Source organism: Paracoccus sp. (in: a-proteobacteria), assembly GCF_030538755.1.
In the GTDB taxonomy this organism is placed as follows: Bacteria; Pseudomonadota; Alphaproteobacteria; order Rhodobacterales; family Rhodobacteraceae; genus Paracoccus.
The window spans coordinates 34,230-50,261 of the sequence record NZ_JAUNTJ010000001.1; the positions used below are offsets into that span (position 1 = coordinate 34,230).

Annotated in this window: 18 protein-coding genes and 1 tRNA gene; 13 read left to right on the top strand and 6 right to left on the bottom strand. The window is 67.2% G+C overall.

Annotation, left to right across the window (positions count from 1 at the left end; genetic code table 11):
• Window positions 1-1,338 carry a PQQ-like beta-propeller repeat protein gene (locus tag Q4G14_RS00190; RefSeq protein ID WP_303359697.1) on the top strand — a complete coding sequence of 446 codons (1,338 nt, stop codon included), beginning with the start codon at window positions 1-3 and terminating at the stop codon, window positions 1,336-1,338.
• Window positions 1,335-2,819, top strand: a complete 1,485-nt coding sequence (der, locus tag Q4G14_RS00195) for a ribosome biogenesis GTPase Der (protein ID WP_303359698.1) — start codon at window positions 1,335-1,337, stop codon at window positions 2,817-2,819. Before Q4G14_RS00190 ends, der begins: the two co-directional genes overlap by 4 nt.
• A gap of 96 nt (window positions 2,820-2,915) precedes the next feature.
• On the opposite strand, the gene Q4G14_RS00200 is transcribed toward der, so the two are convergent.
• The 4 genes from Q4G14_RS00200 to Q4G14_RS00215 all read right to left on the bottom strand — a co-directional run bounded on the left by Q4G14_RS00200 (window position 2,916) and on the right by Q4G14_RS00215 (window position 6,041).
• Complete coding sequence (locus Q4G14_RS00200) at window positions 2,916-3,794, bottom strand: hypothetical protein (protein WP_303359699.1); 879 nt, start codon at window positions 3,792-3,794, stop codon at window positions 2,916-2,918.
• 130 nt (window positions 3,795-3,924) lie between these two features.
• The gene (serS, locus tag Q4G14_RS00205) at window positions 3,925-5,217 is read right to left on the bottom strand and encodes a serine--tRNA ligase (protein ID WP_303359700.1); all 1,293 of its coding nucleotides are present in this window, start codon (window positions 5,215-5,217) and stop codon (window positions 3,925-3,927) included.
• Window positions 5,218-5,319: 102 nt separating this feature from the next.
• Window positions 5,320-5,640: a helix-turn-helix transcriptional regulator gene (locus tag Q4G14_RS00210; protein WP_303359701.1), complete on the bottom strand. Its 321-nt coding sequence runs from the start codon at window positions 5,638-5,640 to the stop codon at window positions 5,320-5,322.
• Window positions 5,637-6,041 carry a SoxS protein gene (locus Q4G14_RS00215; RefSeq protein ID WP_303359702.1) on the bottom strand — a complete coding sequence of 135 codons (405 nt, stop codon included), beginning with the start codon at window positions 6,039-6,041 and terminating at the stop codon, window positions 5,637-5,639. Before Q4G14_RS00215 ends, Q4G14_RS00210 begins: the two co-directional genes overlap by 4 nt.
• Before the next feature lie 106 nt (window positions 6,042-6,147).
• On the opposite strand from Q4G14_RS00215, the gene meaB reads away from it, so the two are divergent.
• The 4 genes from meaB (at window position 6,148) to Q4G14_RS00235 (ending at window position 8,299) form a co-directional block, all read left to right on the top strand.
• Window positions 6,148-7,125 carry a methylmalonyl Co-A mutase-associated GTPase MeaB gene (gene meaB, locus Q4G14_RS00220; RefSeq protein ID WP_303359703.1) on the top strand — a complete coding sequence of 326 codons (978 nt, stop codon included), beginning with the start codon at window positions 6,148-6,150 and terminating at the stop codon, window positions 7,123-7,125.
• The gene (locus tag Q4G14_RS00225; protein ID WP_303359898.1) at window positions 7,125-7,583 is read left to right on the top strand and encodes a nucleoside deaminase; all 459 of its coding nucleotides are present in this window, start codon (window positions 7,125-7,127) and stop codon (window positions 7,581-7,583) included. The genes meaB and Q4G14_RS00225 overlap by 1 nt, the downstream gene beginning before the upstream one ends.
• A 2-nt stretch (window positions 7,584-7,585) precedes the next feature.
• Window positions 7,586-8,215, top strand: a complete 630-nt coding sequence (locus Q4G14_RS00230) for an HAD-IA family hydrolase (protein ID WP_303359704.1) — start codon at window positions 7,586-7,588, stop codon at window positions 8,213-8,215.
• 10 nt (window positions 8,216-8,225) lie between these two features.
• A tRNA-Gly gene (locus Q4G14_RS00235) sits at window positions 8,226-8,299 on the top strand.
• 132 nt (window positions 8,300-8,431) lie between these two features.
• Here the strand turns inward: Q4G14_RS00235 and Q4G14_RS00240 are convergent.
• Window positions 8,432-9,820, bottom strand: coding sequence for a VPLPA-CTERM sorting domain-containing protein (locus Q4G14_RS00240; protein ID WP_303359705.1), 1,389 nt, complete (start codon window positions 9,818-9,820; stop codon window positions 8,432-8,434).
• 251 nt (window positions 9,821-10,071) lie between these two features.
• On the opposite strand from Q4G14_RS00240, the gene Q4G14_RS00245 reads away from it, so the two are divergent.
• The gene (locus Q4G14_RS00245; RefSeq protein WP_303359706.1) at window positions 10,072-11,043 is read left to right on the top strand and encodes a 5-bromo-4-chloroindolyl phosphate hydrolysis family protein; all 972 of its coding nucleotides are present in this window, start codon (window positions 10,072-10,074) and stop codon (window positions 11,041-11,043) included.
• 1 nt (window position 11,044) lies between these two features.
• Entirely contained in the window at window positions 11,045-11,821 is a 777-nt protein-coding gene (truA, locus tag Q4G14_RS00250) for a tRNA pseudouridine(38-40) synthase TruA (protein WP_303359707.1), read from the top strand.
• A 43-nt stretch (window positions 11,822-11,864) separates the two neighbouring features.
• Here the strand turns inward: truA and Q4G14_RS00255 are convergent, their stop codons facing one another.
• Window positions 11,865-12,497 carry a sugar transferase gene (locus Q4G14_RS00255; protein WP_303359708.1) on the bottom strand — a complete coding sequence of 211 codons (633 nt, stop codon included), beginning with the start codon at window positions 12,495-12,497 and terminating at the stop codon, window positions 11,865-11,867.
• A gap of 269 nt (window positions 12,498-12,766) precedes the next feature.
• On the opposite strand from Q4G14_RS00255, the gene Q4G14_RS00260 reads away from it, so the two are divergent.
• The 5 genes from Q4G14_RS00260 (at window position 12,767) to Q4G14_RS00280 (ending at window position 16,031) form a co-directional block, all read left to right on the top strand.
• A complete protein-coding gene (locus Q4G14_RS00260; RefSeq protein WP_303359709.1) occupies window positions 12,767-13,222 on the top strand; it encodes a universal stress protein in 456 nt (151 codons plus the stop codon).
• 56 nt (window positions 13,223-13,278) lie between these two features.
• Window positions 13,279-13,848 (top strand): NifU family protein, encoded by a 570-nt coding sequence (locus tag Q4G14_RS00265; RefSeq protein ID WP_303359710.1) that lies wholly within the window; start codon window positions 13,279-13,281, stop codon window positions 13,846-13,848.
• A complete protein-coding gene (tsaB, locus tag Q4G14_RS00270) occupies window positions 13,841-14,491 on the top strand; it encodes a tRNA (adenosine(37)-N6)-threonylcarbamoyltransferase complex dimerization subunit type 1 TsaB (protein WP_303359711.1) in 651 nt (216 codons plus the stop codon). Before Q4G14_RS00265 ends, tsaB begins: the two co-directional genes overlap by 8 nt.
• The gene (locus tag Q4G14_RS00275) at window positions 14,488-14,904 is read left to right on the top strand and encodes a GNAT family N-acetyltransferase (RefSeq protein ID WP_303359712.1); all 417 of its coding nucleotides are present in this window, start codon (window positions 14,488-14,490) and stop codon (window positions 14,902-14,904) included. The genes tsaB and Q4G14_RS00275 overlap by 4 nt, the downstream gene beginning before the upstream one ends.
• Window positions 14,905-15,035: 131 nt before the next feature.
• Window positions 15,036-16,031 carry a BMP family protein gene (locus Q4G14_RS00280; RefSeq protein ID WP_303359713.1) on the top strand — a complete coding sequence of 332 codons (996 nt, stop codon included), beginning with the start codon at window positions 15,036-15,038 and terminating at the stop codon, window positions 16,029-16,031.
• Window position 16,032 lies beyond the last annotated feature (1 nt).

Below are 16,032 nucleotides of genomic sequence, written 5' to 3' on the forward strand. Positions count from 1 at the left end.
ATGACCACCTTTTCGCGCATTCGTGCCACCGGCCTTGCCGCCTTGCTGCCGGTTGCCCTGCTGGCCGCCTGCGGCGAGCGCGAGACCATCCTGCCCGGCGAACGTCTGGACCCGCTGTCGGTGACATCGCCCGATGGCCCGGCGGTGATCGCTGCGCCTGCGCCCGCCAGCACGGCTCTGTCTCTGCCGGCCATGCGCGCAAATGCCGACTGGACCCACCGCGCCGGGAACGCGGCCCATGATCCGGGCCATGCGGCGCTTGGCGGCGGCATGACGCTGCAATGGGCGGCGAATATCGGCTCGGGCGATGCGCGGCGGTTCCGCATCACCGCCGATCCGGTGATCTGGGGCGGTATGGTGTTTACGCTGGACAGCCGCGCCGATGTGGTTGCGACCAGCACCGGCGGCGGCACCGTGTGGCAAACCAGCCTGCGCCCCGTGACCGAACGTGGCGACAGCGTGTCGGGCGGCGGCATCGCCGCCGAGGGCGGGCGCATCTTCGTCACCACCGGCTATGGCGAGCTGGTGGCGCTGGACGCCCGCAGCGGCGGCATCCTGTGGCGGCAGCGCGTCGAGACGGCGATCTCCGGCGCGCCCGCCGTGCAGAACGGCGTGGTCTATGTCGCGGCGCGCAACGGCGTCGGCTGGGCGGTGCAGGCTGAAAATGGCCGGGTGCTGTGGCAGACCAATGGCACCGGTGCGCCGATGGGAGTGATGGGTGTGTCGGCCCCGGCGGTGTCGGGCAATACGGTGGTGTTCCCCTTTGCTTCGGGGCAGTTGCTGGCGGCGGAAACGGCCGATGGCATGACGCAGTTTTCGGCGCAGGTTGCCGGGACGCGCGTGGGCCGGGCCATTACCGCCATCCGCGACATGACCGGCGATCCGGTGATCGCGGGCGGTCGGCTGTATGGCGGCACCTCGTCGGGGCGGATCGCCGCCTTTGATCTGGGCACCGGCGCGCAGCTTTGGTCGGCGCGCGACGGGGCCAATTCGCCGGTGGTCGTTGCGGGCGGCTCGGTCTTTGCGGTGAACGATCAGGCCGAACTGATCCGGCTGGATGCCGCGACCGGAGGCGTGATCTGGCGCGTTGCGCTGCCCTATTACACGACCGAACGGCCCCGGCGGCAGGATCGCATCTTTGCCAGCTATGGCCCGGTTCTGGCGGGCGGGCGGCTGTTCGTGGCCAGCAGCGACGGGGTGTTGCGGGTATTCGACCCGGCCTCGGGTGCGCTGACCGGGCAGGCGGCCATTCCGGGCGGTGCCGCGGCGGCACCTGCGATTGCCGGGCAAACCTTGTATGTCGTCAGCCGCAACGGCCAGCTTCTGGCATTCCGATGACCTTTACCCTCGCCATCGTTGGCCGCCCGAATGTGGGCAAATCCACGCTGTTCAACCGCCTGGTCGGCAAGAAACTGGCGCTGGTCGATGACCAGCCCGGCGTCACCCGCGACCTGCGCGAAGGTGCGGGCCGTCTGGGCGACCTGCGCTTTATCGTCATCGACAGCGCTGGTCTGGAAATGGCCGAGGATGACAGCCTGCAAGGCCGGATGCGCCGCCTGACCGAACGCGCCGTGGACGAGGCCGACATCTGCCTGTTCGTCACCGACGCTCGCGCGGGCGTGACGGCGGCGGATGAATATTTCGCCGACATCCTGCGCCGCCGCGCGCGTCACGTTCTGCTGGCCGCCAACAAGGCCGAAGGCCGCGCCGGCGAATCGGGCGCGATCGAGGCTTATGCCCTTGGCCTTGGCGAACCGATCCGCATCTCGGCTGAACATGGTGAAGGGATGGAGGATCTGTATCAGGCCCTGATCCCGCTGGCCGACCAGATCGAGGCCGAACGCCCCGCCCCCATCGCCGCCGAAACCGATGTCGATCTGTCGGATGAGGATGCCGAAACCGGCGAAGGTGCCGACGACTGGCGTCCCAGTGCCGACCGCCCGCTGCAACTGGCCGTCATCGGGCGGCCCAATGCGGGCAAATCCACGCTGATTAACAAGATCATCGGCGAAGACCGCCTGCTGACCGGACCCGAGGCCGGGATCACCCGCGACAGCATCAGCGTGACGACCGAATTCATGGGCACGCCCATGCGCATCTTCGACACCGCCGGAATGCGCAAACGCGCCAAGGTGACGGACAAGGTGGAAAAGCTGTCGGTCGCGGATGGCCTGCGCGCCGTCCGCTTTGCCGAGGTGGTCGTGGTGCTGCTGGACGTGGAAATCCCCTTCGAACAACAAGACCTGCGCATCGCCGATTACGCCGAAACCGAAGGCCGCGCGGTGGTCGTGGCGGCGAACAAATGGGATCTGGAAGAAGATAAACCCCAGAAACTGAACGAATTGCGCGAAGCCTTTGAACGCCTGCTGCCTCAGCTCAGGGGGGCACCGCTGGTCACGGTTTCGGCCCGCACCGGCAAGGGGCTGGACCGGCTGCACAACGCGATCCTCAAGGCGCACGAGGTCTGGAACCGCCGCGTCAGCACCGCCCGCCTGAACCGCTGGCTAGAGGTCATGACCGAAAGCCACCCGCCCCCCGCACCCGGCGGACGGCGCATCCGGCTGCGCTATATGACGCAGATCAAGACCCGCCCCCCGGCCTTCATCGTCAAGGCAACCCATACCGACAAGCTGCCCGACAGCTATCAGCGTTACCTGATTAACGGGCTGCGCGCCGATTTCGACATGCCGGGAACGCCGATCCGCCTGACCTTCCGCGATCAGGGCGACAAGAATCCCTACAAGGCCAAGGCGCAAAAGATCAATCAGTCCGGCGCATTGTCGAAACACAAGAACCGGCAAAAGCCCAAGGGCAGCTGACCGGCCACAGGATCGCGCGGCGCAGGTCATACAGCACCAACGCCCGCCGCTTCCTGTTTGCCTAAATACGCACCTTCGGGCGGGGCCGCGCCACCATCAGGTTACGGCGCGCACCAGCACCGCCGTCATCGCCGTTATGCCCAGAATGGCACCGATGGCGATTACCGGAACCGTGCTGATGGTCACGGTGGCGATGCCGATCAGCGCCCAGATCATTCCCACGGAATAAGACGCCGATCCGCCGATCTGCCATTGCACGGTCACGCCGGTCCCCGCACACAGCAGCAGCGCGGTCATCGTGGCCGTATCCGGGCTGATGCCCAACTGACCCGCCGTAAACGCGGCCAAGGCGGCATAGCCCGCCACCGTCGCCCAGCCGGCAAACAGCCCGACCGCGATGCTCTGGCGAATACGGCGGCCATTGCGCTGCCCCCGGATCACCGCGCTCAGCGCCGCAAACAGCATCGTCACGGCCAGTGCCAGCCCGGCCAGCGGATGATGCAGCATCACCCAGGGCAAAGCCGCCCCCGCGATCAAGGCGGCGGCCAAGGGTGCCAATTCGCCCGGCGCATGATCGTCCAGATGCTGCGCCGCGATTTGCCGAGGCGTCGGCGGACCTGCCACACCGCGCGCCAGCGGCGCGGCCAGACGGTCGCGGGTATTGCGCTCATACCACCAGCGGTCATAGGCCAGTTGCAACGCGTGCAGGGCAAGCCCCGCCCAGACGATAATCAGCAACAGCCACAGCGCAGGCGGGCCGGGGTTGAACATCTTCAGCGCCAGATTCACGCCGGGGCCACTTTGCGGCATGGACCAGTAATCCGGCATCAGCCCATTCGGCGCCGTATAGGCGACAGCATGGCTGCTTCGCGCCGCGAATGCCACATCGGGCGGATAGGTCGCCGCAAAAACCAGCCCGCCGATGACGAACAGGCCAACAGCCAGAACGGTAAGTATGATGCTTGCGCGGTTCATATTGGCCAACGCGCAAAGCTGTGGATGGTTGCACGCGCAGCTTGAAACGGCCTTGGTTTTCAGGCTTTCGGCACCATGAACGGGGCATCATGTGCGCCCCGCCCAGCCCACTTGGCTGCCGTGCAACTGCCTAGATCAGCGCGCCTTCGGCGGTCAGCCGCCGTGCGCCGCCCAGATAGCGTGACAGCGCCTCGGGCAGATCGACTGACCCATCGGCCTGCTGCCCGTTTTCCAGCACCGCGATCAGCGCCCGGCCCACGGCCAGCCCCGATCCGTTCAGCGTATGGACGAATTCCGGCTTGCCGCCGCCAGCGGGGCGATAGCGGGCGTTCATCCGCCGTGCCTGATAATCGCCGCAATAGCTGACGCTGGAAATCTCGCGATAGCGGTTCTGACCGGGCAGCCAGACCTCAAGATCGTGGGTGATCCGCGCGCCCGCGCCCATATCGCCCGCGCACAAGACGACGGTGCGATAGGGCAGGTTCAGCGCCTCTAGCACGGCCTGCGCGCAATCGGTCATGCGGGCATGTTCGGCCAGCCCGGCCCCGGCATCGGTGATCGAGACCATTTCCACCTTTTCGAACTGATGCTGGCGCAGCATCCCGGTGGTGTCGCGCCCGGCGCTGCCCGCCTCGGATCGGAAGCACTGCGTCTGCGCCACCATCCGCCGGGGCAGGGCCGCCTGATCCAGCAGATCGCCATGGACGGTATTGGTCAGCGTGACCTCGGCCGTGGGCACCAGCCACCAGCCTTCGCGGGTCTGATAGCTGTCCTCGCCGAATTTCGGCAGTTGCCCGGTGCCCAGCATCATGTCGGACAGGACCAGAACCGGGGTCCAGGTTTCTTCCAGCCCGTGCCGGTCGATATGCAGATCGACCATGAACTGCCCAAGGGCGCGGTGCAGACGCGCCACCGCGCCTTTCAGCACCACAAAGCGGCTGCCCGACAGTTTCGCCGCCGTTTCAAAATCCATGCCGGTTTTCACGCCGGGGATGTCGAAATGTTCGCGCGGCGGAAAATCCAGATCGCGCGGCGTGCCCCAGCGGCGGATTTCCACGTTATCGTCTTCGTCCTTGCCGTCGGGCACATTGTCCAGCGGCAGGTTCGGGATGGTCAGCAGCAGGTCGCGCAGCTCGGCGTCCAGCGCGGCGGCCTCGGCCTGCATCCGGGTCACGTCATCCTTGCGGGCGCTGACCTCGGCGCGCAGGCGGTTGAATTCGTCCTCGTCGCCGCGGCCCTTGGCGGCACCGGCCTGTTTGCTGGCCTTGTTCACCTCGGATTGAGCGGTTTCGGCCTCGGCGATGCGGGCGCGGCGGTCGGCGTCCAGTGCCAGAATGCGGGGCGAAACCGGCGACAGGCCGCGACGGGCAAGGGCGGCGTCAAAGGCGTCGGGGTTGTCGCGGATGGCGCGAATGTCGTGCATGGCTGGCCTCGTCGGTCGGATTTCGCCCTGTCCATAACCCAAGCCCGCCACTGGCGAAAGCCCGCGCCGCGCCGAAAAATGCCGCGCGGGGGCGGGGATGGCCTATTCGGCGCAGAACAGGCGATAGACGGTGGCGATCACCTCGGCCGCCTTGGGATCGGCGACGGAATACAGCCGCGCCTTGCCATCGCGGCGGCAGGCCACCAGCCGGTCGGCGCGCAGCCGGGCCAGTTGCTGGCTGACGGTGGCCTGCCGCTGGCCCAGCAGTTGTTCCAGCTCGCCCACGGTGCGTTCGCCGCCTGACAGGTGGCACAGGATCATCAGCCGCCCTTCGTGGGACAAGGCCTTCAGCAAGGCCGCCGCCTCGGCCGCGCGGGCGATCATGTCCTGGGGGGGAATGGGCGGATGGGCGGGAACGCTCATTCGGCGGGGGCCTTGCTCAATAGCCCGGTCAGTGCCGGATAGAAATGCTGCGCGCCGGGATAGCCCTCGATCCGGCCCAGTTCCTGCCCGCGATGCAGCAGGATAAAGGTGGGCGTCAGCCATGCCCGCCGGTCCAGCGCCAGCCCGTCGGGAAAGGGGCCGTCCAGATCCACCGCCAGCAAGGGCGCGGCGCGGCCTTGCGGGCTGGCGGCATAACCCGGCCCGATTTCCGCCCGCCACGCGGCGCACCACTGGCAACCGGGACGCTCGACCAGCATCAGCCGCATGGGCGCGGCGGTCCAGTCGATGCGGTGGGCGGAATCGGCGGCCTGCGCCGGGACCGTCAGGCCCGCCGCCACGGGCATCAGCCCCAGCAGCAAAGGGATCATCAGATAACGCATCGTGCGGGTCAAAATACCGCCGCCGTGCGTCAGCGGCAAGCGGCCGCGCGGGCTTCACATCCGGGTCGCGTCCGCCTATGCCGGGAACAGCAACAGGGGGGCGACGATGGACGATCTTTTGCAACCGCTGCTGGAAGGTCAGCGCCGCGCCTTGTCCCGCGCGATCACGCTGATCGAATCGACGCGCCCTGACCACCGCCAGCGGGCCGAGGCGCTGATCGCCGCCCTGCCGCCGCAGCCGACGGCGCTGCGCATCGGGCTGTCGGGCACGCCGGGGGTGGGGAAATCGACCTTCATCGAAGCCTTTGGCGTGCGGCTGACCGGGCAGGGGATGCGCGTGGCGGTGCTGGCGGTTGACCCGTCATCGGCGCGCTCGGGCGGGTCTATTCTGGGTGACAAGACGCGGATGGAAACGCTGTCGCGCGATCCCAATGCCTTTATCCGCCCCTCGCCCAGCCGGGCGGAACTGGGCGGGGTGGCCCGGCGCACCCGCGAAACCATCCGCCTGTGCGAAGCGGCGGGCTTTGACGCGGTGCTGGTCGAAACCGTGGGCGTGGGCCAGTCGGAAACGCTGGTCGCGGAAATGACCGATCTGTTCGTGCTGCTGCTGGCCCCGGCGGGGGGGGATGAGTTGCAGGGCGTCAAGCGCGGCATCATGGAAATCGCCGACCTGATTCTGGTGAACAAGGCCGATGGCGATCTGCTGGCCACGGCGCGGCGCACGGTGGCCGATTACACCGGCGCGCTGCGGCTGATGCGCCGCCGCCCCGGCGACCCCGAGGGCTTTCCCCGCGCGATGCCGGTATCGGCCACCACTGGCGAAGGGCTGGATGCGGCATGGCAGGCGATGCAGGAACTTGGCGGTTGGCGGCGCGATCAGGGCTGGTTCGACCGCCGCCGGGCCGAACAGGCGCGCGGCTGGTTTCTGGCGGAACTGCGCGCCGGTCTGCTGGCGCAGCTGGATACGCCTGCGGCGCGGGCAGAACTGACCCGGCTGGGCGATGCCGTTGCCACCGGCGATCTGCCGCCGGTGACGGCTGCGGCGCAGATGCTGGCGCAGCTGCGTGATGGTGGCGGCGCATGATGCAGGGGCCGGGCTTTACCTCGCATATGGATCTTGCGCTGGATCAGGCGCAGCAGGCCGCGGCGCGGGGCGAAGTGCCGGTGGGCGCGGTGCTGGCCGATCCGGCGGGCCGCGTGGTGGCGGTGGCGGGCAACCGCACCCTTGCCGATCACGACCCGACCGCTCATGCTGAAATCGTGGCGATCCGCGCCGCCTGTGCCGCCGCCGGGTCGCAGCGCCTGCCCGGCCATCGGCTGTGGGTCACGCTGGAACCATGCCCCATGTGCGCCGCAGCCATTTCCGCCGCCCGCATCGCGGTGCTGTATTACGGTGCCGACGATCCCCGTTCCGGCGGGGTGCGGCACGGCGCGCGGGTGTTCGACCACCCGCAATGCCACCACCGCCCCGAGGTTTACGACGGCATCCGCGCCGATGAATCCCGCGACCTGTTGCAACGCTTTTTTCAAGAGAGGCGCTGACTATGACCCCGCATATCATCTTTGATCTGGGCAAGGTGCTGATCGACTGGGACCCGGAACTGGCCTTCCTGCATCGCTTCCCCGACCGCCCCGCCGTGCGTGACTGGATGGCGCGCGCGGGGTTCGAGGCGTGGAACCACGCGCAGGATGCCGGGCGCAGCTTTGCCGACGGGCTGGCCGCCGCCCGCGCCGCTCTGGGCGATGATGCCGCGCCGTTGCAGGGCTATCTTGACCGCTTTCCCGCCACCATCGCCCACCCGATTCCCGGCACATGGGACATTGCCAATGATCTGAAGGCGCGCGGCCACCGCATGTTTGCGATCACCAACTGGGCGCATGAAACATGGCCCGCCGCGATCCGCCTGTATCCCCGGCTGACCACGCTGTTCGAGGACATCATCGTGTCCGGGACGGAACGCATGGCCAAGCCCGACCCGGCGATCTGGGGGCTGCTGCTGGATCGTCACGGGCTGGCCGCGCCCGACTGTCTGTTCATCGACGACAACGCGGCCAATGTCGCCGCCGCCCGCGCCCTGACCATCGACGCGGTGCAATTCACCAGCGCCCCGGCGCTGATCCACGCGCTGCAACAACGCGGGATCGCTTGCACCCCGCCCGCCGCGCCCGTATAGGGGATGCAACGCGGGTGTAGCTCAATGGTAGAGCCGCAGCCTTCCAAGCTGAAGACGTGGGTTCGATTCCCATCACCCGCTCCACCATCCTGACGTGATCGCGTGACGAAATCTGCCGTGGGGTTGGTGGTCGGCATGTGCGCGGCGGGCATTTTGCCACGATATGACGGATCGCCCGCCCCGCCGCGCTGTCAAGGCGGCGGGGCGGTGCCAAGGTCAGGCCCTGCGGCGGCTGGCCCGGCGGCGCAGCGCGCCAAGGCCCGCGACGGCCATGCCCAGCAACCATGCCGAGGCGGGCAGCGGCACCGGGGCAGGGGTGGCGATCAGCACTTCGTAGCGCAGGCCATTGGCGGTGCCGTTCCGGAACCCGGCCCAATAGCTGTGCTGCGCGGTCGGGTTGCCCTGATCGTCCAGCGACCAGATGCCATCGCTGCCGATCGGGGTCAGGTCCAGAAAGGCGCGCAGGCTGTCTTGCTGTTTCAGCTCGGCCCCCAGCCATGCGGTCAGGAAATGCTGGCCGACATTGTTCATGAAAACGCTGTCCCAGACCGCATCGGTATAATGCCCCGACACCCCGGCGGCATAGCTTTCCTGCGGCGCGGGGATCGGTGCGGCGGCGTTATGGCCCGCACCGTCAAAGGTCAGCAGCGCACGATCCACGCTGGCCGCGCCTTCCCAAATCGCGCGCACACCGTTTTCATAGCCTGACACGCCATCCGCCGAACCGGCGATGAACAGCATCGGAACCTTAATCCCGGCAAGGCCTTCGGCATCCCAGAAACCGTTGTTCATCCCCCATGGCCCGATGGCCACGGCGGTCTTGATGCGCGGGTCGGGCAGGTCGGCATGTGTCTGGCTGCCCTGACGGTGGATCGCCAGCGTGTCTTGCGGCGCAAAGGGCATCACGCGGTCAGACAGCCCGCCGCCCGCCGTCACGATGGCCCCGTAACCGCCCATGGAATAGCCGATCAGCCCGGCGTTGCCGGCGTCGATCATCCCGGCAAAGCCCGACGCCGGGTCGGCATTCAGCCGCGCCATCTGATCCAGCACAAAAACCTGATCCAGCGGGCGGTTCACCAGAGCCGAGGCAAAGGCCCCCTGATCGCCATAGGTCGAATCGGTGTGGTCGATGGCGGCGACGACATAGCCCTTTGACGCCAGATTCTCGGCCAGATGCGCCATCAGAAAGCGGTTGCCCGGATAGCCATGGCTAAGCAGAACCAGCGGATAGGGATCATCGGTGGTCGCCGCCGCCGCGTCGCGCATCGCCCGGCCCGTCAGCGTGGCCTGCGTCACCCCGTCGCGGATCATGGCCTGGAACGAGGTCTCGCCGCTGGTCCCCTGCGCGGCAGGATACCACATCTCGACCGTCAGCGGCCGGTCATAGCGGGGCATCGCAGCGGGGTGCGTGGCCTGCGGGTTCAGCGCCAGAATGTCGATCTGGCCGGGGTTGATCAGATCCAGCCGCCGCATTCCCACGGGCAGGTCGCCATAGGCCGACAGGGCAGGCGCATCGGGCGACTGGCCATCGACGCGGTTCTGCGCGGCAAGAGGGGTGGCAAGGGTCATGGCAACCAGAGCAACTGAAATGGCGTAACGCGGCATGGGCGAACCTCCGTGTAAATTTCCGCGCGCAGCGTAACCGTCAAGCACGACATAACCGTGACGTGCCGCTTTCGGTGGCGACGGCCATTGCGGCGGCGGCATCTGGCCCTATGTTTGGGGTGATCCGGCCCCACGGCCATGGAAAGGAATGCGATGTCCCGGAACGCCATGCAGCGATTGTCGTTTTACCTGCTGATCGGGCTGACGCTATATGCGTCGCTGGGCGGCGCGGGCTGATAAAGGGGGCAGACATGGCACAGCGTTACGGCGGGCAGTTTTCCCCCGATGGCAACACCCGCGATCATCGCGGCGGCGATCAGCGGCCTGCGCCTGCGGCCCCCGCACGGGCGCGGCACCGGCTGGAATCGCGCACGAAATGGATCACCATTGCCGGTATCCCGCTGTTGCTGGGGGCGTTCTGGCAAGACCCGACCGGCATGGCGGCGAATCTGCTGGGCTTTGGCGGGCTGGCCGCCGGGATGTGGATGACGCGCGAAGGCTTGCAGGCCGAGGCCGCCTATGACGCCCGCCGCACCGCCCGCCGCCCGGCGATTCCGCGCAAGCTGTTCGGTGCGGTGCTGACTGGGCTGGGGCTGGGTGTGGGGGCATGGGCACCCGATGCGCTGGCCGGGGCGGGCATCATCGGCGTGGCCGGGGCGGCGCTGCATATGCTGGCCTTTGGCATGGACCCGATGCGCGACAAGGGGATGGAGGGCGTCGATACCTTTCAGCAAGACCGCGTGGCCCGCATCATCGCCGAGGGGCAGGCCTATCTGGACAGCATGAAGGACGCGATCCTGCGCACCGGTGAACGCCGGCTTGAGGCGCGGGTCAACATGTTCGAGGCAACGGCGCATACCCTGTTCGATCAGGTCGAACAGAACCCCGGCCATCTGACCGCCGTGCGCCGCTATCTGGGCGTCTATCTGCTGGGCGCGCGCGATGCGACGGTGAAATTCGCCGATCTTTACGCGCAAACCCGCGATCCGCGCGCGCTGGCCGACTGGCAGGCCCTGCTGGACGATCTGGAAACCAATTTCGCCGCCCGCACCCGGTCGCTGCTGGAAGGCGGGCGCACGGATATGGACATCGAAATCTCGGTCCTGCGCGATCGTCTGGCGCGCGAAGGGGTGCGCCCGGAAATGAAGGCGCTGGAAAGCCGCGACGATCCCGGCTTTGCCGAATGGCTGCGCGATCTGGACAAAGACAAGGTGCGCCGCTGACGTGCCTCGCTTTGCGCTGAAGATCGAATATGACGGCGGCCCCTTTGCGGGCTGGCAGGCGCAGGCCGACCGCGATTCCGTTCAGGGCGCGGTGGAAACGGCGCTGGCGGCGCTGGACGCGGGCTTTCGCGACGGCGCGCGGATCGCGGCGGCGGGGCGCACCGATGCGGGCGTTCACGCCACCGGGCAGGTGGCGACCGCCGATCTGCTGCGCGACTGGGATGGCTTTCGTCTGGCCGAGGCGCTGAACTGGCACCTGAAACCGGCCCCGGTGGCGGTGCTGGCGGCGGCGCGGGTGCCGGATGATTTCCACGCCCGGTTTTCCGCGCTGGGGCGGCGCTATCGCTTTCGCCTGCTGGCGCGGCGGGCACCGGCGACGCATGACCGGGGGCGGGTCTGGCAGATCGGGCACGCGCTGGATGCCGATGCGATGCGCGCGGGCGCGGCGCATCTGATCGGGCGGCACGATTTCACCACCTTCCGGTCAACCATGTGCCAATCGGCCAGCCCGGTCAAAACGCTGGACGGGATCACCATCACCGAACATGCCGTGCCGCATGGCACCGAATATCGCTTTGATCTGTGGGCGCGTTCGTTCCTGCACAATCAGGTGCGCTCGATCGTTGGCACGCTGGAACGGGTGGGGGCGGGCGCATGGCCGGCGGATCGCGTGGCCGAGGCATTGGCCGCCTGTGACCGCGCGGCCTGTGGCCCGGTCTGCCCGCCGCAGGGCCTGTATCTAAGCGGGGTGGATTACGCTGCCGACCCGTTCACCTGACCAGACCGGCCCGTTTGTCCAGCGGGCATCGGGCGGGCAAGGATCAGCGGTGGCGGCGCGGGCGTTCGTCGCGCAGCACCACCACCTTGACCGTGTTCCAGATGATCCACAGGTCCATGCCCAGGGTGCGCTGTTCCTGATAGATGCTGTCGATCTTCAGCTTGGCGGGCAGGCAGCGGCGGTAATAGGCGGCCTCGGTCGCCTCGGCGCTGCGGCAGTTGGCAAGGATCTTGTCCTCGTGCCGGTGATAGATCAGCGTTGCCAGCCCGGTCGCGCCGGGGCGGCAGCGCAGCACGCGGGCATAATGCAGCGGAAAGCGTTCGACATATTCCGGCAGCGGCGGGCGCGGGCCGACAAAGCTCATGTCGCCGCGCAGGATGTTGAACAGTTGCGGCAGTTCGTCGATCCGGGTGCGGCGCAGGAAATGGCCGAACGGGGTGATGCGCCAGTTCTTGTGCGCGCCGGTCGCGCCGAAATCGGCCTCGTCCCGGATCATGGTGCGGAATTTCAACTGCGTGAAGGCCTGACCCGGCGCGCGCATCCGCTGCGCGCGATACAGCAGCGGGCCACCCTCGATCAGCTTGTGCAGGATGGCGATGACCAGCATCACCACCGACAGCGGAATCAGCAGGATGACCGATGCCACGATGTCGAACAGCCGCTTGCCCAGTGGCATGACGGATTTGGCAGGCAGCAGGGATTCGGCGTCAAGCCCGGAAACCAGAGGGGGGGCAAGGGCCGCAACCTTGGCCGCGTTGCTTCTGTTCCAGTCCTGGTGAATTGTCACTGCCTGATCCGGGGTTGCTGACGTGCAGAAAAGCCGATTTTCGGGTAACATAGTAAATATCGCTTGGAAACCCCGGCGGGGACCGGCGGCAGGAAAGGCTTGCAGGAATGGCACACATCCGCCACTCTGACCGCCTGATGGCCGGGATATGAGGGACGATGCGCAAGTTTATGGTGCTTCTGGACGACTCGCGCGAATGCCTGAACGCGATCCGCTATGCCGCGATGCGCGCCTCGCGCACGGGGGGCGGTGTGGTGGTGGTGTCGGTGATCCGCCCCGACGAAATCCAGCACGGCTTTGGCGTCGCCGATGTCATGCGGGCCGAGGCGATGGAACGGATTCAGGCGCATTTCGACGTTTATGCCAAATGGATGCGCGATAAAAAAAACGTCGAACCCGAACTGGTCGTGCGTGAAGGCGACCCCGCCGATCAGTTGATCGCCTATCTGTCCGAGGATTCCGAAATCGGCGTCATCGTGCTGGGCATGGCCAGCGACAAAGGGGCGCAGAACCCGGTGGTCAGCCGGCTGTTGCGCGATGTCGGCATGTTGTCGGCACCGATCACGCTGGTGCCGGGCGATCTGGAAAAGGACCGGCTTGAAGCGATCAGCTAGGGCCGCTTGACCCCGCCCCGGCCGCCCCCCATATGAGGGCAACAAAGGAGCCGCCGATGTTCATTCAGACCGAAACCACGCCCAATCCCGCGACGCTGAAATTCCTGCCCGGCGAAACCGTGCTGGGCGCGCAGGGCACCGCCGATTTTCCGACGGTGGAATCCGCCGCCGCCTCGCCCTTGGCCAGCCGCATCTTTGCGGTTCCGGGTGTGACGGGCGTGTTTCTGGGCGCTGATTTCGTGACTGTGACCAAGGGCGACGATACGCCTTGGGATCACCTGAAACCGCCGGTTCTGGGCGCGATCATGGATCATTACCAGTCCGGCGCCCCGGTGATCGAGGGGGCGGCAGGGGCCGCCGCCACCGGCGGGCACGCCGATCACAGCGGCCCGGATGCGGAAATCGTCGGCCAGATCAAAGAGCTGCTGGATACCCGCGTGCGCCCCGCCGTGGCGCAGGATGGCGGCGACATCACCTTCCACGGCTTTGATCGCGGCATCGTCTATCTGCATATGCAGGGGGCCTGCGCCGGTTGCCCCTCGTCCACGCTGACGCTGAAAATGGGCATCGAAAACCTGCTGCGCCACTATATCCCCGAAGTGGTCGAGGTGCGCCCCGTTGCCTGAGCCGCTGGTTCTGGCCTTTGACACATCGGCCGCGCATTGCGCGGCCGCTTTGCTGTCGGGCGACCGGGTGCTGGCCGCTGCGCATCAGGATATGGCCAAGGGTCAGGCCGAACATCTGTTTCCGCTGCTGGAACAGGTGCTGGCGGATGCGGGCAAGGGCTGGGCCGATCTGGATGTGATCGGCGTCGGTATCGGGCCGGGGAACTTTACCGGCGTGCGCATTTCCGTGGCCGCCGCGCGCGGGCTGGCGCTGTCGCTGGGGGTGCCGACCGTCGGCGTCACCACGTTGCAGGCGCTGCGCCATGGGTTGCCCGGCGTGGTCGTGGCCAGTGCCGATGCGCGTCAGGACCGGCTGTATGTTCAGGTCTTTGATGCCGGCGACGCGCCGCCGGTGCTGTGTGATCTGCACAGCCTGCCCGCCATTCCCGCGCAGGCCCGGCCGCTGTGCGTCGGCCATGGTGCCGACCGCATCGCTGCCGCCTGTGGCGGGCAGGTGGCCGCGCCCGCCTTTGCGCTGCCCGTCGCCATCGCCCGGATCGCCGCGGCCCGGCGCGACAACCCCGGTCCGCCGCCCGCGCCCTTGTATCTGCGCCCCGCCGATGCCGCCCCTGCGCGCGATTCCGGCCCGGTGATCCTGACGTGACGCCCGCTGATCTGGCCGCGCTGCACGCCCGCTGCTTTACCGTTCCAAGGCCATGGAATGCCGACGAAATATCCGATGTTCTGTCCGCGCCGGGGGCCTTTTTGCTGTTGGTGCGCGGCGGTTTTCTGATTGGCCGCGCCATCGCAGGCGAGGCCGAGTTGCTGACCGTCGCCGTCCCGCCTGAAATGCGGCGGCAGGGCGTGGGCCGGGCGCTGCTGCACGGCTTTGCCCTTGCCGCTGCACAGCGCGGCGCGGATGAGGCGTTTTTAGAGGTGGCGTCGGATAATACCGCCGCGCGGGCGCTGTATGCGGCGGATGGCTGGGGCGATGCCGGGCGGCGGCGCGGCTATTACGGGCCGGGGCTGGATGCCCTGGTGCTGCGCAAGCCGCTGTTCAAAGACGCATCTTGCTGAAAAAGCCCGGCAAATACGCCCGATGATGCTGCGTCAAGACCAAGAATCCGGTTGACCGTCATGGACGCTTGCGCCCTAATCCCATGGTCACGCGGGCAGAGTCGCCCGCCAAAAACAGGTGAGGTATCGCTATGGCGATGATGAAATTCCGGCTGCTGGGCGGGGCTGCGGTCTTGGCGCTGTCTTCGGGTGCCGCGCTGGCTGAACCGGCGCTGATCTTTGATCTGGGCGGCAAGTTCGACAAATCCTTTAACGAGGCTGCCTATGTCGGTGCCAAACGCTGGGCCGATGAAACCGGCGGCACCTATAAGGAACTGGAAATGCAGTCCGAGGCGCAGCGGGAACAGGCCCTGCGCCGCCTGTCGGAAACCGGCGCCAATCCGATCGTGATGACCGGCTTTGCCTTTGGCGATGTGCTGAACAAGATCGCGCCCGATTATCCCGACACGAAATTCGTCATCGTCGATATGGTGGTGGAACAGCCCAACGTGCAATCGGTCGTCTTTACCGAAGAGCAGGGGTCGTATCTGGCGGGCGTGATGGCGGCGATGGCGTCTGAAACCGGGACCGTCGGCTTTATCGGCGGGATGGATGTGCCGCTGATCCACAAATTCGAATGCGGCTATGCGCAGGGCTTCAAGGCGACGCGGCCCGATGGCCGGGTGATCGTCAACTATACCGGCACCACGCCTGCGGCATGGAACGATCCGGTCAAGGGTGGCGAACTGGCCCGCGCGCAGAAATCGCAGGGCGCTGACGTGATCTATGCCGCGGCGGGGGGCACCGGCATCGGTATCCTTCAGGCCGCCGCCGACGAAGGCATCCTGTCCATCGGCGTGGACAGCAACCAGAATCACCTGCATCCGGGCAAGGTGCTGACCTCGATGGTCAAGCAGGTGGATAACGCCGTCTATAACATCTTTACCGGCGGCGCCGAGGCGGTCGAGCCGGGGATCAAGGTCATGGATCTGTCGGTCGATGGCGTCGGCGTGGTCGTTGACGACAATAACCGCGATCTGGTCAGCGCCGAGATGCAGGCCGCCGTGGACGAGGCCAAGGCCAAGATCATCGACGGTGAAATCAAGGTGCATGATTACATGGCCGACAACCTCTGCCCGGTGAGCTGAC

Excerpts from the sequence above, each read along its gene's own strand:
- Q4G14_RS00245 (WP_303359706.1), top strand. The coding sequence starts at position 10,072 with ATGGCACAGCGTTACGGCGGGCAGTTTTCCCCCGATGGCAACACCCGC.
- Q4G14_RS00200 (WP_303359699.1), bottom strand. The coding sequence starts at position 3,794 with ATGAACCGCGCAAGCATCATACTTACCGTTCTGGCTGTTGGCCTGTTC.
- Q4G14_RS00225 (WP_303359898.1), top strand. The coding sequence starts at position 7,125 with ATGCAGGGGCCGGGCTTTACCTCGCATATGGATCTTGCGCTGGATCAG.
- Q4G14_RS00260 (WP_303359709.1), top strand. The coding sequence starts at position 12,767 with ATGCGCAAGTTTATGGTGCTTCTGGACGACTCGCGCGAATGCCTGAAC.
- Q4G14_RS00215 (WP_303359702.1), bottom strand. The coding sequence starts at position 6,041 with ATGCGTTATCTGATGATCCCTTTGCTGCTGGGGCTGATGCCCGTGGCG.
- Q4G14_RS00190 (WP_303359697.1), top strand. The coding sequence starts at position 1 with ATGACCACCTTTTCGCGCATTCGTGCCACCGGCCTTGCCGCCTTGCTG.
- serS (WP_303359700.1), bottom strand. The coding sequence starts at position 5,217 with ATGCACGACATTCGCGCCATCCGCGACAACCCCGACGCCTTTGACGCC.
- Q4G14_RS00210 (WP_303359701.1), bottom strand. The coding sequence starts at position 5,640 with ATGAGCGTTCCCGCCCATCCGCCCATTCCCCCCCAGGACATGATCGCC.
- Q4G14_RS00280 (WP_303359713.1), top strand. The coding sequence starts at position 15,036 with ATGGCGATGATGAAATTCCGGCTGCTGGGCGGGGCTGCGGTCTTGGCG.
- Q4G14_RS00255 (WP_303359708.1), bottom strand. The coding sequence starts at position 12,497 with ATGCCACTGGGCAAGCGGCTGTTCGACATCGTGGCATCGGTCATCCTG.
- der (WP_303359698.1), top strand. The coding sequence starts at position 1,335 with ATGACCTTTACCCTCGCCATCGTTGGCCGCCCGAATGTGGGCAAATCC.
- Q4G14_RS00265 (WP_303359710.1), top strand. The coding sequence starts at position 13,279 with ATGTTCATTCAGACCGAAACCACGCCCAATCCCGCGACGCTGAAATTC.
- Q4G14_RS00230 (WP_303359704.1), top strand. The coding sequence starts at position 7,586 with ATGACCCCGCATATCATCTTTGATCTGGGCAAGGTGCTGATCGACTGG.
- meaB (WP_303359703.1), top strand. The coding sequence starts at position 6,148 with ATGGACGATCTTTTGCAACCGCTGCTGGAAGGTCAGCGCCGCGCCTTG.
- Q4G14_RS00240 (WP_303359705.1), bottom strand. The coding sequence starts at position 9,820 with ATGCCGCGTTACGCCATTTCAGTTGCTCTGGTTGCCATGACCCTTGCC.